The following is a 13,440-nucleotide window of genomic DNA, read 5'->3' as shown; positions in this document are numbered from 1 at the left end:
ATGCGTTCCGTGGTCATGGTGACGGGCGCGGACCTCGCGCCCCAGGCCCTTGAGTTGCTGCACGACTTCGACGTCGTGTATGCCGGCAAGACCTGCACCGAGCCGGAATTGCTGGAACTGTGTCGCAAGCACGACCCGGTCGCCATCATCGTCCGCTACGGCAAGGTGCCTGCCGCCGTGATGGACGCCGCGCCCGCGCTGCGCGTGGTCTCCAAGCATGGCAGCGGCACCGACACGATCGACAAGGATGCGGCGCGCGAGCGCGGGATCGAGGTGCGCGCGGCCGTGGGCGCCAACGCCGCCGCGGTGGCCGAGCAGGCGCTCGCGCTGCTGCTGGCCTGCGCCAAGTCCGTGACCCATCTCGACGCCCGCATGCACGCCGGTCATTGGGACAAGGCCACGCACAAGAGCGTGGAACTGCAGGGCCGCACCGTCGGGCTCGTGGGCCTGGGCGCCATCGGCCAGCGCTTCGCGCGCATGTGCGATGCGATGGGCATGACGGTGATCGGCCACGATCCGTTCGCGAAGGATCTTCCTTCGTTCATCCGCGTGGTCGATCTCGAAGCGATCTGGCGCGAGTCCGATGCGATCTCGCTGCACTGCCCGCTGACGCCGGAAAACCGCGCGATGCTGAACGCGCATACGCTGGCCCGCTGCAAGTCCGGCGTCATGATCGTGAACACCGCGCGCGGCGGGCTGATCGACGAGGCCTCGCTGCAGGACGCCGTGCGCTCGCGCCACGTCCTCGCCGCGGGACTCGACAGCTTCGCGGTCGAGCCGATGGCGCCGGGCCATCCCTTCCACGGCGAAGCGAACATCGTCCTGAGCCCGCACATCGGCGGCGTGACGAGCGACGCCTACGTGAACATGGGCGTGGCGGCGGCGCGCAACGTGCTGGCCGTGCTGCTGCCGCAAGGGCGCGGCGGCCTGAAGGTCAGCTGCCCAGTCCGCTCAGGCGTTGCGTGATGCGCCGCGCGTCCGCGATCATCCGCGACAGCAGTTCCTCGCACGTCGGCACGTCGTCGATGAGCGCCTGCACCTGGCTCGCGGCCCAGGTGCCGTGGTCGAGATCGCCGGTCTCGTAGACCATCTTTCCGCGCTGCCCCGACACCAGCGGCGCGAGGTCCTGGATCGTCGCGCCCTCGCGCTCGCGCGCGATGATGTCGTCGCTCACCTTGTTCTTCGCGACGCGCACCGTGTTGCGCAGCGTGCGCAGGATCAGGTTGGTCTGCATCTCGTCGTTCGCGACGATCTGCTGCTTCACGCGCTCGTGGATGTGGCTCTCGGCCGTACACATGAAGCGCGTGCCCATGTTGATGCCTTCGGCGCCGAGCGCGAGCGCGGCGACGAGCCCCGCGCCGTCCGCGAAACCGCCGGAGGCGATGACCGGAATCGTCACCTTGCGCACCGTCGCCGGGATGAGGATCAGCCCCGGCGTGTCGTTCTCGCCGGGGTGGCCCGCGCACTCGAAGCCGTCGATGGACACGACGTCCACGCCGAGTTCCTCGGCCTTGACCGCGTGGCGCACCGACGTGCATTTGTGGACGACCTTGATGCCGGCCGCCTTGAATGCGCGCACGTGCTCGCCGGGGTTGTTGCCCGCCGTCTCCACCACCTTCACGCCCGACTCGATGATCGCCTGCCGGTACTCGGCGTAAGGCGGCGTCTTCAGCGCCGGCAGGATCGTCAGGTTGACCGCGAAGGGCTGGTCGGTGAGGTCGCGGCAGCGCGCGATCTCGCGGCGCAGGTCCTCGGGCGTGGGCTGCGTGAGCGCCGTGAGGCAACCCAGCGCGCCCGCGTTCGAAACCGCGGCGGCGAGCTGCGCGCGGCCCACCCATTGCATGCCGCCCTGCATGACCGGGTAGCGGCAGCCGACGGTTTCGGTGAAGCGCGTGCTGAACACGGGCGGCGTCCTCGTCGGGTCAGCGCGCATGCGGCGCCCGTGTGGTGCGGATTCGGACTCTGACTGTCATGCAATGCGTCTCCTTGTGCCGAGTCTAGTCGGCCTTACGGTGAGCGGCCACCATGCGCTGCGGAACGTACTGCTGCCCCGGCTCGCGCCGGTTGCGTGCGAGTACCTGGCAACCCGTCGCCGTTCTCAACGTTCGAACGTTGCCGGAGTGCCTTGCGCGTAGTGCGCAACGAGCGTCTCCACGAGCGCCTGCGCGAACTCCGGAAGCGACTCGCTGTCGCGCACGACGACGTAGCGCTCGAGCTTGCGCCACTCGTCTTCGAGTTCGAGTTGCGCAAGCGGATGCGCCAGCAGGTTTCGTGCGGCGATGTTGGCCGGAATCGCGCCGATGCCGACGCCGGTGGCGATCATCCGGCAGATCGTGTCGAAGTTCGAAAGATGCACGCGCGTGCGCAGCGGCATGCCGATGCCGACCGCGACCATCTCGAGAAACTCCGTGATCGTGCTGCCCTGATGCATACCCACGTAGTCGTGCTCCAGCGTTTCGGAGAAGAGGACGCTCTCGCGCGCGGCCAGGGGATGTGCCTGCGGCACCACCAGCACGAGCCGGTCGGAGCAGAAGTGGATCAACCGCAGCCCTGGGAGTTCGGTACGGGCGGAGACGATGCCGAGGTCGGCCCGGCGGTCCAGCACGGCCATGGCGATCTCCTCGTTCCTGTGCTCCCGCAGATCGAGGTTGATGCGGGGATGCGCGGTGAGTAAGCCCGGCAGGATTTCGGGAAGGATGTGCGTGAACCCCGTCGTGTTCGCATGGACGCGGACCTGCGCGCGCAATCCGCGGCTGTAGTCGTCCATCTCGGCGCGCAGGGCCTCGAAGTCGCGAAGGATCGCGCGCGCGCGATGCAAAAAGGCCTGTCCTGCGGCGGTGAGCCGGACGCCGCGTGGCTCGCGATGCAGCAGTTCCACGCCCGCGCCGGACTCCATCGCCTTCACGCGCGCACTGGCGGCGGTGAGCGAGAGGTGAGCGTCGGCCGCGCCGCGTGTCATGTTCCCGTGCTGGGCGATGGCGACGAAGAGCCGCAGGTCGGCGGGGTCCAGCTTCATCGTGAGGTTTATCCGGGCGGGAGGGTTCAATGAACCGGAAGGATCTGTTCCGAAGTTCGGCATTGTGCGGCATGGCCGCGGAGATCACCATCGGGGCCGGCATGCGTCGGGTGGATCCGAGCGCGTGCGGATTGTCTCGATTGCACGAAGGTTGGAATTTCAATGATCAGGTACGAAGTCAAGGAAGGCGTCGCGGTGGTGGCGCTTGCCCGCCCCGAGCGGCTGAACGCGCTCACGTTCGAAATGCGCGAAGCCCTTGCCGGCTGGTTCGAGCAGGCGGCGCGCGACGACAAGGTGCGCAGCGTCCTGCTGCGGGGCGAAGGTCGCGCCTTCTGCGCCGGCGGCGACGTGGGCAGCATCGCGGACAGCACGCCCGAGGCGAACGCGGAGGTGGGAAAGATGTCTCACCGGATGATCCTCAACTTGGTCGACATCCAGAAACCGGTGATCGTGGCCGTGCGCGGCGCCGTCGCCGGCATCGGCTGGAGCCTAGCGCTCGCTTGCGACATCGTGCTTGCGTCGGACAACGCGAAGTTCGCCCAGGTGTTTCGCAACATCGGCCTCGTGCCGGACGGCGGCGCTGTCTGGTTCCTCACCCGGTACGTCGGCGCCTTGCGGGCAAAGGAACTCGTCTTTTCCGGGCGGCGCGTCGAGGCACAGGAGGCGCTTTCGCTCGGCCTTGCGACCCGTGTTGTCGCCGACGCGGAGCTAGACGCGGTCGGTTGGCAGACCGCGCTCGACTACGCTTCGGCGCCCACGCGCGCCCTGGGTGCCGGCAAGAAACTCTTCCGCTTCGTGCACCAGCCCGATCTCGTCGCGCTGCTCGAAGTGGAAGCGGCGGCGCAGGCGACCGCGATCCGCAGCTTCGATCATCGCGAGGGCATCGCCGCCTTTCTGGAGAAGCGCCCGGCGCGTTTCGAAGGACGCTGACCTTGCACGACCCGGAATCCACGGACGCCCGCACGACCTTGCCGCTCGCCGGGCTCATCGCGGTCGAGGTGGGCGACAGTGCGTCGGCGCCTTTCGCCGGCCAGATCCTCGCGGGCCTCGGCGTCGAGGTATGGAAGGTGGAGCGGCCAGTCACGGGCGACTCGACGCGGTCGTGGGGGCCGAAGAGCTGCAAGGGCAGCGCCGCCGCGTTCCATGCCCTCAACCGCGGGAAGAAGTCGTTGTGCCTCGACATCAAGGACGGCGCAGACCTGGCGGCGCTGCATGAGTTCATCGTGGCGCGCGCGGACATCTTCCTGCACAACCTGCGTCCGGGTTCGGCCGCACGCTACGGGCTGGACCCGGCAAGCCTGCGCGAAGGCAAGCCCGGGCTCGTCTGCTGCGAGATCGGGGCCTACGGCCACGTCGGCGCAATGAACCGACTGCCCGGCTACGACCCCCTCATGCAGGCCTTCGCCGGCATCATGAGCGTGACGGGCGAGGAGGGGCGGCAGCCGGTGCGCGCGGGGGTCTCGGTCAACGATTCCGGCACGGGCATGTGGGCGGTCATCGGCATACTCGCCGCCCTCGCGACTCGCGCGCGAACGGGTACCGGCGCGACGGTGAACAGCTCGCTGCTGGAAACCGCGATCTCGTGGATGTCGACCAATATCGCTTGCCTCGCCGCCGACGGCGACCCGGGACGCCGCTACGGTTCGGGCACCGCGACGGTGGTGCCTCACCGCGCGTATGCGGCGGCCGATGGCCACATCGCCGTGAGCTGCGCGAATGACCGGTTGTTCGCGAAGCTGTCCGACGTGCTCGGCCACCCGCAGTGGGCACGGGATCCGCGGTTCGCGACGAACCCCGCGCGCATCGAGAACAGGGCGGCCATCGACGGACTCATCGAGACGCAACTTGCGCGTGCATCGCGCGAGCATTGGCAGGCGCGCCTCGCGGCCGTCGGCGTCGCCTCGGCGCCGGTCCAGACCACGTCCGAGATCGTCGCCCATGCACAGACCGCTGCCTTGCAGATCCTGCAAAGCCCCGCAGCGGACGAACTTGCGCTCGTCGGCCTGCCGCTCTCGTTCGACGGCCGGCGCCCGCCGCCACTTTCAGCAGCGCCGCGCCTGGGCGAGCACAACGCACTGCTGCGCGCAGCCCTCTTACCCATCAAGATTCAGGAGACACAATGAAAAGCCTCTTCCTTCGGCCGATCGCCGCCGTGCTCGCATGCGCGAGCGTGTGGCCCGCCGCGTCGATCGCTTCCGATTCCTTTCCGCAGAAGCCGGTCACGGTGCTGATCCCCGCGGGCCCCGGCGGCTCGGTCGACCGGCTCGCGCGGATCATCCACCCGAAGCTTTCGGAGAGCTTGGGACAGCCCGTCGTCATCGACTACAAGCCAGGCGCGAGCGGCGTGATTGCCGAGGAACTGCTCGTCAAGTCTATGCCGGACGGACACACCATCCTGCTAGACGCCTCCACCGTCACCATGAATGCGGTGCTGCTCGCGCCGAAACTTCGATTCGATATCCAGAAGGACATGCTGCCGGTCACGTGCATGGTGCGCTACCAGCACATGCTGGTAGTGCATCCGAGCGTGCCGGCCCGCACGGTGCCGGAGTTTGTGGAGTACATCCGTGCCAACCCCGGCAAGGTCAACTATGCCTCGGCCGGCACGGGCAGCGCGCAGCACGTCGTGGCGGAGATCTTCCTGCGGGCGAATGGCCTCAAGGCGACGAACGTCAACTACAAGGGCGGCGGACAAATGCTGCTGGCGGTCGCGAGCGGCGACGTTCACTTCTCCATGTTCGGCGTCAATACCGGCGCCGAGTTCGTGAAGGCCGGAAAGCTGCGCGCGCTTGCGGTGCTCGATGAGGCGCGCGCGAAGACCATGTCCGGCACGCCGACGTTCACGGAGCTTGGCTACAAGAACATGACGTCGCCCTGGGCGGGCGTCTTCGTGCCGCGCGCGACACCTGCGACGGTGGTGCAACGCATCCACCTGGAGATGACGAAGGCCTTGCGCGACCCCGGCGTCCAGCAGCAGCTGGCGGCGGCCGACTTCCCGGTGTGCAGCAACACGCCCGCCGAGTTCGCTCGGATGATCGCCGACGAAATCGCGCTCAACGCGACGCTTGTGCGCGACCTGCAGCTCAAGGCGGAGTAGCCGGCATGACAGCCATGGACCAGTTGCGGACCGTTGTCTACGAAAGGATCTCCCGCGTCGGAATCCTCACGCTGAACGCGGCCGACACGCTCAATGCGCTGACCGAGCGCCAGATGTCCGAGGTCGAGCGCGTGCTCGACGACGCGGCGAAGGACGAGTCCCTCGGCGCCTTCATCCTCACCGGCGTCGACAAGGCGTTCTGCGTTGGCGTGCATTTCGAAATCCTGGACCGGTGTTTCGAGGATATTCGAGCGTTCGAAGCACTCGTGCGCCGCGTGAGCGGAATCGCAGAGCGCATCGAGGCGCTGCCGATGCCGACCATAGCCGCCGTCAATGGCCACGCACGTGCCGCCGGCTTCGAGATCAGCCTCGGCTGCGATTTCGCGTTGATCGCGGACGAGGCGCGTTGCGGCGACGTGCATACCGACGTCGGCGTCATTCCCGGCGCGGGCGCCATGCGGCTCGCGCGCCGCGTGGGCGAGCAGCGGGCGAAGGAACTCGTGTGGAGTTCGCGCTGGTGGTCCGCGGCCGAGGCGGTGGCCGCGGGCTATGCGTTGAAGAGCGTTCCGCGCGCGCGTCTGCGAGACGAGGCGATCGCGTTCGCGAGCACCCTCTCGAACAAGTCGCGCCCCGCGCTGCAGGCCAGCAAGCGGGTGTTCCAGGAAGCGGCGCACCTCGCGCCCGGTGAAGCCCGGGAGTTCGAGCTATGCAACTTCATCGCTTACATGGGGTCGGCGACGCTGCCGCGCGAGTTCTACCTCGCTGCGCGCGAGAACTTCAGACAGAAGCAGAAGTGAAATGCAGGAGACAGACATGAAGAAACATTTCGCATTCCGGGGTTGGGGTCTTGGGCCTGTCCTCTTCGCGGCCGCGGTGGCGGCGTCGTACCCTGCGAGCGCGCAACAGAGCTTCAAGGGCCCGATTCGCATTGTCGTTTCCTCGGCGCCCGGCGCCGGAATCGATCTCGTGGCGCGCGTCCTCGGCCCGCACCTCTCGAAGGAGTTGGGGCAGACGGTGGTCATCGAGAACAAGCCCGGTGCGAACGGCATGATTGCCGCGCAGCAGGTGATGGCCGCGCCGCCGAACGGAACGATGATCCTGTGTACCGTCGACCACACGATGATCGTCCTGCCCGCCACGACCCCTGACGTCAAGTTCAAGGCCAGCACCGACTTCACCGCGCTCGGCCATGCGGCCAAGACCTACTGGACGCTCGTCGCGCCCGCGCAAGCGGGGTACGGGAGCTTTCGCGACTATGTCGGGGCGCTGCAGCGCGAACCGCTGTTGCGCTCGTACGGCGCGCCCTGGAACGGAGGCGCGCCGACCGCCGTGGGCAGCGCTGTCGGCAAGTACGCGAACGTGAAGATGGTCGAGGTGCCATACCTCGGCTCGGGACCGGTCCTCCAGAACGTGCTCGCCGGCCAGGTGCCTGCCGGGACCATGGGCATGCCGGGCGCGGTCAACGTGCATCGGACGGGCAAGGCCAAGGTGCTCGCGGTGACGGGTTCGGCGCGCAGCCCCCGGATGCCCGACGTGCCGACCTTCAAGGAACTTGGGGTCGCGGGGCTGGAATCGGTCACGACGATCGTGAGCTTCTTCGGGCCCAGGGACATGCCGCCCGCGATGGCGCAGGAATTCAACGCCGCGCTGCGCAAGGCGCTCGCGAATCCCGACATCGAGGAGAAGTTCGCCGGGCAGACGCCCGCGCCCACGACACTGGAAGAGGTGAAGCAGGACGTGATCGAGCTCGAACAGTTCTGGAAGAACCTTCACGCATCGCAGCAGCCTGCACGATGATCGCCGACCCTCCTTCAGTCACGGCGTCAGGTCCCTATGATCGCTATGTGGGCGTGACGGGCGCGATCTTGCGGGCGCATGCGCCGCTCGACCGCGAGACGGTTCGCCGCTTCGTGCAAGCCACCATGGACTCCGACCCGCTCTACCACGACGAGGCCTTTGCTGCGGCATCGCGCGAGGGTACGATCGTCGCGCCCGCCTTGTATCCCGTGCATGCCTTTCGCACGCCGGCAGGCGCACCCGACCCGCTTGCGGCGCTGTGGGCAGATCCCGACGCGGACGGGACACAGGGAATGGAGGGCGTCCACTTCGGACTTGCGCCCATCGACTCGCCGTTCAAGCGCCTTGTCAATGGCGGCAATGAGTTCGAAGTCTCGCGCTGCCTCGCAGTCGGCGAACTGTGCGTCGCGCAAGCGCGGTACGCCAGCGTCGAACTCAAGCAGGCGAAGTCCGGGCCGATGCTGGTCGTTCAGATCGAGACCGAGTTTCGAACCGATGCCGGCGACCGGCTTCTGATATCCCGTCAAACACTGTTGTGGAGATGAGCGTGCCGATTCCTTTCGATCGAATCGAGGTCGGGTCGCTTCTGCCCGTCCTCGACAAGAACACCGTGACCAGCGTTCATCTCATGCGATGGTGCGCGGCCGTAGAGAACTTCCACCGCATCCACTTCGACCACCCCTTCGCAACCGGTCACGACGGACTGCCGGGCGTGTTGATCAACGGGTCGTTCATGCAGCAGGTGATCATGCAACTCCTCAAGGACGGCTTCGGCCGCGAGAGCTGGACATGGCGCATGAAGTTCCGGACGCTCAAGATGTGCCTCGTCGGAGACTCGCTCCGCGGCACCGGCGAGGTCATGAGCAAGCAGTCGGTGGGCGATCTCGGGTTTGTCACCACCCGCGTATCCATCCTCAATCGGCACGACGACGTCTGTGCTGTCGGGCATGCCGTGAACGTGCTTCCATCGGCCGCGGGTGCGCGCGTGCCGTACCCCTTCGTTCCCTCCAAGGACCAGGCCGCGATCCGGCTCCCCACGCAATGATGCGCTGCGCAGTCGACGGAGGCTCGCGATGGGCCCGCTGAAGGGCATCAGGGTCCTGGACCTCTCGAGAGTGCTTGCGGGTCCCTGGGCCTGCCAGATCTTTGCGGACATGGGCGCCGACGTGGTGAAGGTCGAGCGGCCGTCGACCGGCGACGACACGCGCGGGTTCGGCCCCCCTGGATCGAGGATGGAACGACAGGCGAGAGCGTGGATTCCGTCTATCACGCCGCCGCGAACCGCGGGAAACGCGCGGTGACTGTCGATTTCGGGCGCGAGGAGGGCCAGGCGATCGTGCGGGCCCTGGCTCGCCAGTGCGATGTGGTCATCGAGAACTACAGGGTGGGCACGCTGGCGCGATACGGACTGGACTACGCGACATTGCGCTCGGCGGACCCGCGAATTGTCTACTGCTCTATCACCGGGTTCGGTCAGACGGGTCCGTATAGCAATCGTCCCGGCTACGACGGGCTCGTCCAGGCGATGGGAGGGCTCATGAGCATCACGGGCGAGCGCGACGGAATGCCGGGCGGCGGACCGCAGCGCGTGGGCGTGGCACTGGTGGATATCGTGACCGGCCTGTATGCGACGAGCGCGGTGACCTCCGCGCTTTATCACCGCGAACGGACCGGTCAGGGCCAATACATCGACATTGCGCTGCTCGACTCGCTCGTCGCGGCACTTGCCAATCAAGGCTTGAACTGGCTGGTCGGCGGTATCGTTCCACAGCGCGCAGGGACCGGCCATCCGAACATGGTGCCCAATCAAGCGTTCCGTACGCGAGACGGATTCCTTCTCCTGACCGTTGGCAACGATGAGCAGTACAAACGGTTTTGCGAAGCGTGCGGCCACCCCGAATATGCGTGGAATCCGCGATATGCGACCACGGCCGCACGAAGCGAGAATCGTTCTGAACTTGTTCCGATCGTCGAGCGGTGGATCCTAGAGCGGACCACATCGGGGTGGATCGACATACTCGAACGCGCCAAGGTGCCGGCCGGGCCGATCCATTCGATCGACCAGGTGTTCGCGGATCCGCAGGTCATGGCACGGGGGATGCGCATCGATCTGGCGCATTCGCGCGCAGGAAGCGTGGCCTCCATCGCCAACCCGATCCGCTTCGCGGCCACGCCCATCGAATATTCCCATGCGCCGCCGATGCTGGGCGAGCACACGGAGGAGGTCTTGACGGAACTGCTGGGCCTGAGCGAGTCGGAGCTGCGCGAACTGCGCGCGGAGGGAGTGGTCTAGAACAGGGGCTGGCATCCGGCCGCTCGTTTCCCATGTCGAGATTGCGAACGGACCGAGATTCGGCCGCGAAGACATGCTCGGTTGAGCGGCGTGATCGGCGGGTGCATGGTCCGGCCGTCGCGCGTCCCAACGAGCATCGGCCATCTCCCCTCAGGTGGGCGAAGTCCGCTGCAGAATGGTTTTCGTCACCATGTACGCGTCCAGGCTGAAGGGGCCGCCTTCGCGCCCGAGGCCGCTGTCCCCGACCCCGCCGAACGGCGTGTCGGCGCCGGGCGTGTCGAAATGATTGACGGACAGCATGCCGCACTCGAGCCGGCGCGAGAGTTGCTCCGCTTCGTCGAGAGAATCGGTAAAGGCATAGGCCGCCAGTCCAAGCGGCAGGGCATTGGCGATGCGAATCGCCTCGTCCAGGTCCGCTGCGGGAACGCATGCGGCGACGGGACCGAAGGGCTCCGTGTTCATGACAGCGGCCGTGGGAGGCACGTCCGCCAGCAACGTCGGCGCGAAGAAATAGCCGCGAGTTCCGAGCCGATGGCCGCCTGTGACGACACGCGCGTTCACGCTTCTCGCATCGTCGATCAACGCCTGGACCGCGGCCAGCCTGCGCGCGTTCGCCACCGGCCCGACGTCGACGCCGGGGTCGATTCCGTTGCCGACCCGCAGTTCGGCAAGCGCAGCCGCGAATGCCTGCACGAACTGCTCGTACACCTCCCGATGCACGATGAAGCGGGTCGGCGACGTGCAGATCTGCCCCGCCGCCCTTGTCTTCGTCACCGCGGCCAGGCGTGCGATCTCCGCGGCTCGCACATTTCTGCCCACGACGACGGGCGCGTGTCCTCCCAGTTCGAGCAACACCGGCTTCAATGCGCGTGCCGAGAGTTCCGCGAGGCTCCTGCCGACCCTGACGGACCCCGTAAACGTCACCATGCGGATCGTCGGCGACGCAATCATCGTCGACGAGATTTCCGGGGCATCGCCGAGCACCAGGTTCAGAACGCCGGCCGGCAGTCCCGCCTCGTCGAAGCAGCGCACGACCTCGCACGCCGTGCCCGGCGTTTCTTCCGCGGCTTTCAGCACGAGCGAGCAACCGGCCGCGAGTGCCGCGCCCGTCTTGCGCGCGATGGCGCCCATGGGTCCGTTCCATGGCGTCGCCGCATAGACGGGTCCGACGGGCCGACGCAGCACCAGCTTCTGCATCCCGGGACCGCCCGGGACGATCACTCCGTACGCGCGCTCTGCCTGGCCGATGTCCCACTCGAGGAACTCGAGCGATCGCTCCATTTCGGCGCTCGCCTGCGCGAGAGGCTTCCCGTTCTCGAGCGTCAGAATCGTCGCGATCGTCCGCATCCGCGCGCGCATCCGGGCCACCGCGTCCTTCAGGATGCGAACCCTGTGCCGCACGGGCGTGTCCCTCCACGCCACGAAGCCGCGGGCTGCCGCGTCGAGCGCACGCGTCAGGTCGGCCTTGCTCGCCTTCGGAACCTCGGAGAGAACTTCCTCGGTCGCCGGATCGATGACCTGCCCGCAGGATGGCCGATCATGGATCCATTCGCCATCGATGTAGAGGCCGATAGGCGGGTAGTCCGGGCGTTGTGTCACTGGATCGCTCCTCACGCCGCGATGGGCCGCCGAACACGGGCGTCCCTGCGGATCATGTCCGCGCCCTTCGCGCCGATCATCAGCGAAGGCGCATTGGTGTTGCCCGACGTCAGGTGCGGCATCACCGATGCATCGACGACGCGCAACCTCGCGATGTCCCTGACGCAGAGCCTTTCGTCAACCACCGCCAAGTCGTCGCGACCCATCCTGCAGGTGCTGCTTTGATGAAATGCGGAGTTGCCTGTCTCGGCCATGAACTCGACGAGCTCATGATCCGTTCGCACATGGGGACCCGGCAGGAATTCGCCGGTGACGCGGCTCGCGATGGGCGCCGTTGCCATGATCTGCCGGATCTGCCGAAGGCCGCTCACCATCGCGCTCACGTCGTCGTCGTGCTGCAGGAAGTTCGGCGCGAGCTTCGGCGGGTCGGCGGCATTCGCCGAACGAAGGGTCACGGCGCCGTTCGACTTCGGCCGCAGGAGGCAGACCGACACCCCCATGCCGGGTTGGGCGTCGACCTCCCAGCGCTTGCTCGGGTGAAAGCTGAAGGTCATCGGCCGAAAGCTGATCTGCAGGTCCGCATAGGCGACCCCGGGACCGCTCTTCACGAAGGCGGCGGCTTGCGATGCGCCCAGCGAAAGGTATCCCCCGCGCGTCGCGAGGTAGCGCGCACCCTCGAGGTATTTCCACGCGCCTCGAAGGTTGCGGTTGTAGGAACTCGAGGGGGTCGACCGGTATCCCGTATGCACATAGAAATGATCCTGGAGATTCGCCCCGACTCCGCGCAGCTCCTGGATCACCTCGATGCCGTGCTTTCGCAGTTCCGGCGCGGGTCCGATTCCCGACAACATCAACAATTGCGGAGAGCCGATCGATCCGGCGCAAACGATGACTTCCCTCGCCGCGGCGATGAATTGCTTCGAGCCCCTGGCGATCACTTCGACGCCCGTCGCCTGCCGGCCTTCGATCGCGATGCGTTGCACCAGGCAGTCGGATCGGATGGCGAGGTTCGGTCGATTCCGAATGGGTGCGATGAAAGCCGTGTAGGCCGACTGTCGCCGTCCGTTGCGGATCGTGTGCTGCATGAACCCGACGCCGTCATGCAGCGCGCCGTTCAAATCGTCGGTGCGCGGAATGCCGGTGTTCGCCGCGGCTTCGATGAAGTCGAACGAACTCGCCACCTTCAGCTTCGGGTCGCTGATCCACAGCGGTCCGCCGACGGCGCGCCACGCGTCGGGACCGCGTTCGTTGTGCTCGATCGCCTTGAAGTAAGGCAGCACGTCCTCATAGCCCCATCCGGCGTTGCCCAGTCGTGCCCAGCTGTCGAAGTCCGAGCGATGGCCGCGGATGTAGATCATGCCGTTGATCGCGCTGGAGCCGCCGAGGCCCTTGCCGCGCGGCCAGTACATCTCGCGACCGCGAAGCGCGTTGATCGGCTCCGTCATGAAATTCCAGTTCAGCTCCGGATCCCAGAACAGCTTCGCCATGCCGGCGGGCGTGCGCACCCAGAAGCGGTCAGTCTCGGGGCCTGCCTCCAGCAGGAGGACCCGGGTGCCGGAGTCCTCGCTGAGGCCATGGGCCACGACGCAGCCGGCCGAGCCGGCGCCGACGATGACGTAGTCGTACGTCTCCATCGGC

At 67.1% G+C, this 13,440-nt stretch carries 12 protein-coding genes and 1 pseudogene; 9 read left to right on the top strand and 4 right to left on the bottom strand.

The window, feature by feature from the left end; genetic code table 11:
• Window positions 1-966: an NAD(P)-dependent oxidoreductase gene (locus tag AB7E83_RS00470; RefSeq protein ID WP_428564716.1), complete on the top strand. Its 966-nt coding sequence runs from the start codon at window positions 1-3 to the stop codon at window positions 964-966.
• Here the strand turns inward: AB7E83_RS00470 and AB7E83_RS00465 are convergent.
• Entirely contained in the window at window positions 935-1,933 is a 999-nt protein-coding gene (locus AB7E83_RS00465; RefSeq protein ID WP_428563917.1) for an NAD(P)H-dependent flavin oxidoreductase, read from the bottom strand. The genes AB7E83_RS00470 and AB7E83_RS00465 overlap by 32 nt on opposite strands.
• A 165-nt stretch (window positions 1,934-2,098) precedes the next feature.
• Window positions 2,099-3,016 (bottom strand): LysR family transcriptional regulator, encoded by a 918-nt coding sequence (locus AB7E83_RS00460; protein ID WP_428563914.1) that lies wholly within the window; start codon window positions 3,014-3,016, stop codon window positions 2,099-2,101.
• A 162-nt stretch (window positions 3,017-3,178) separates the two neighbouring features.
• Here AB7E83_RS00460 and AB7E83_RS00455 point away from each other — a divergent pair, with 162 nt between their 5' ends.
• From AB7E83_RS00455 to AB7E83_RS00420, 8 genes and pseudogenes are all read left to right on the top strand, one after another.
• Window positions 3,179-3,946, top strand: a complete 768-nt coding sequence (locus AB7E83_RS00455) for an enoyl-CoA hydratase/isomerase family protein (RefSeq protein ID WP_428563911.1) — start codon at window positions 3,179-3,181, stop codon at window positions 3,944-3,946.
• Between the two features lie 2 nt (window positions 3,947-3,948).
• Complete coding sequence (locus AB7E83_RS00450; RefSeq protein WP_428563908.1) at window positions 3,949-5,139, top strand: CaiB/BaiF CoA transferase family protein; 1,191 nt, start codon at window positions 3,949-3,951, stop codon at window positions 5,137-5,139.
• A complete protein-coding gene (locus AB7E83_RS00445) occupies window positions 5,136-6,113 on the top strand; it encodes a Bug family tripartite tricarboxylate transporter substrate binding protein (protein ID WP_428563905.1) in 978 nt (325 codons plus the stop codon). Before AB7E83_RS00450 ends, AB7E83_RS00445 begins: the two co-directional genes overlap by 4 nt.
• 5 nt (window positions 6,114-6,118) lie before the next feature.
• Window positions 6,119-6,910: an enoyl-CoA hydratase/isomerase family protein gene (locus AB7E83_RS00440; protein ID WP_428563902.1), complete on the top strand. Its 792-nt coding sequence runs from the start codon at window positions 6,119-6,121 to the stop codon at window positions 6,908-6,910.
• A 16-nt stretch (window positions 6,911-6,926) separates the two neighbouring features.
• Window positions 6,927-7,910 carry a tripartite tricarboxylate transporter substrate-binding protein gene (locus AB7E83_RS00435; protein WP_428563899.1) on the top strand — a complete coding sequence of 328 codons (984 nt, stop codon included), beginning with the start codon at window positions 6,927-6,929 and terminating at the stop codon, window positions 7,908-7,910.
• Window positions 7,907-8,455: an FAS1-like dehydratase domain-containing protein gene (locus AB7E83_RS00430; protein ID WP_428563896.1), complete on the top strand. Its 549-nt coding sequence runs from the start codon at window positions 7,907-7,909 to the stop codon at window positions 8,453-8,455. The genes AB7E83_RS00435 and AB7E83_RS00430 overlap by 4 nt, the downstream gene beginning before the upstream one ends.
• Window positions 8,446-8,955 carry a MaoC family dehydratase gene (locus tag AB7E83_RS00425; protein WP_428563893.1) on the top strand — a complete coding sequence of 170 codons (510 nt, stop codon included), beginning with the start codon at window positions 8,446-8,448 and terminating at the stop codon, window positions 8,953-8,955. Before AB7E83_RS00430 ends, AB7E83_RS00425 begins: the two co-directional genes overlap by 10 nt.
• 28 nt (window positions 8,956-8,983) lie before the next feature.
• Window positions 8,984-10,203: pseudogene (locus AB7E83_RS00420) on the top strand (CaiB/BaiF CoA transferase family protein).
• A 150-nt stretch (window positions 10,204-10,353) separates the two neighbouring features.
• Here AB7E83_RS00420 and AB7E83_RS00415 read toward each other — a convergent pair.
• Both AB7E83_RS00415 and AB7E83_RS00410 read right to left on the bottom strand, forming a co-directional pair.
• Entirely contained in the window at window positions 10,354-11,802 is a 1,449-nt protein-coding gene (locus AB7E83_RS00415) for an NAD-dependent succinate-semialdehyde dehydrogenase (RefSeq protein ID WP_428563890.1), read from the bottom strand.
• Window positions 11,803-11,813: 11 nt separating this feature from the next.
• Complete coding sequence (locus tag AB7E83_RS00410; RefSeq protein ID WP_428563887.1) at window positions 11,814-13,436, bottom strand: GMC family oxidoreductase; 1,623 nt, start codon at window positions 13,434-13,436, stop codon at window positions 11,814-11,816.
• Window positions 13,437-13,440: the final 4 nt, after the last annotated feature.

The sequence above is a fragment of the Ramlibacter sp. genome, from assembly GCF_050250995.1.
Taxonomy (GTDB): Bacteria; Pseudomonadota; Gammaproteobacteria; order Burkholderiales; family Burkholderiaceae_C; genus Ramlibacter.
This window is presented reverse-complemented; position numbering and strand designations above follow the sequence as displayed.

Bases quoted from the DNA above. Each gene is read 5' to 3' on its own strand.
- AB7E83_RS00430 (WP_428563896.1), top strand. From the start codon at position 7,907: ATGATCGCCGACCCTCCTTCAGTCACGGCGTCAGGTCCCTATGATCGC.
- AB7E83_RS00445 (WP_428563905.1), top strand. From the start codon at position 5,136: ATGAAAAGCCTCTTCCTTCGGCCGATCGCCGCCGTGCTCGCATGCGCG.
- AB7E83_RS00460 (WP_428563914.1), bottom strand. From the start codon at position 3,016: ATGAAGCTGGACCCCGCCGACCTGCGGCTCTTCGTCGCCATCGCCCAG.
- AB7E83_RS00410 (WP_428563887.1), bottom strand. From the start codon at position 13,436: ATGGAGACGTACGACTACGTCATCGTCGGCGCCGGCTCGGCCGGCTGC.
- AB7E83_RS00465 (WP_428563917.1), bottom strand. From the start codon at position 1,933: ATGCGCGCTGACCCGACGAGGACGCCGCCCGTGTTCAGCACGCGCTTC.
- AB7E83_RS00440 (WP_428563902.1), top strand. From the start codon at position 6,119: ATGACAGCCATGGACCAGTTGCGGACCGTTGTCTACGAAAGGATCTCC.
- AB7E83_RS00435 (WP_428563899.1), top strand. From the start codon at position 6,927: ATGAAGAAACATTTCGCATTCCGGGGTTGGGGTCTTGGGCCTGTCCTC.
- AB7E83_RS00455 (WP_428563911.1), top strand. From the start codon at position 3,179: ATGATCAGGTACGAAGTCAAGGAAGGCGTCGCGGTGGTGGCGCTTGCC.
- AB7E83_RS00470 (WP_428564716.1), top strand. From the start codon at position 1: ATGCGTTCCGTGGTCATGGTGACGGGCGCGGACCTCGCGCCCCAGGCC.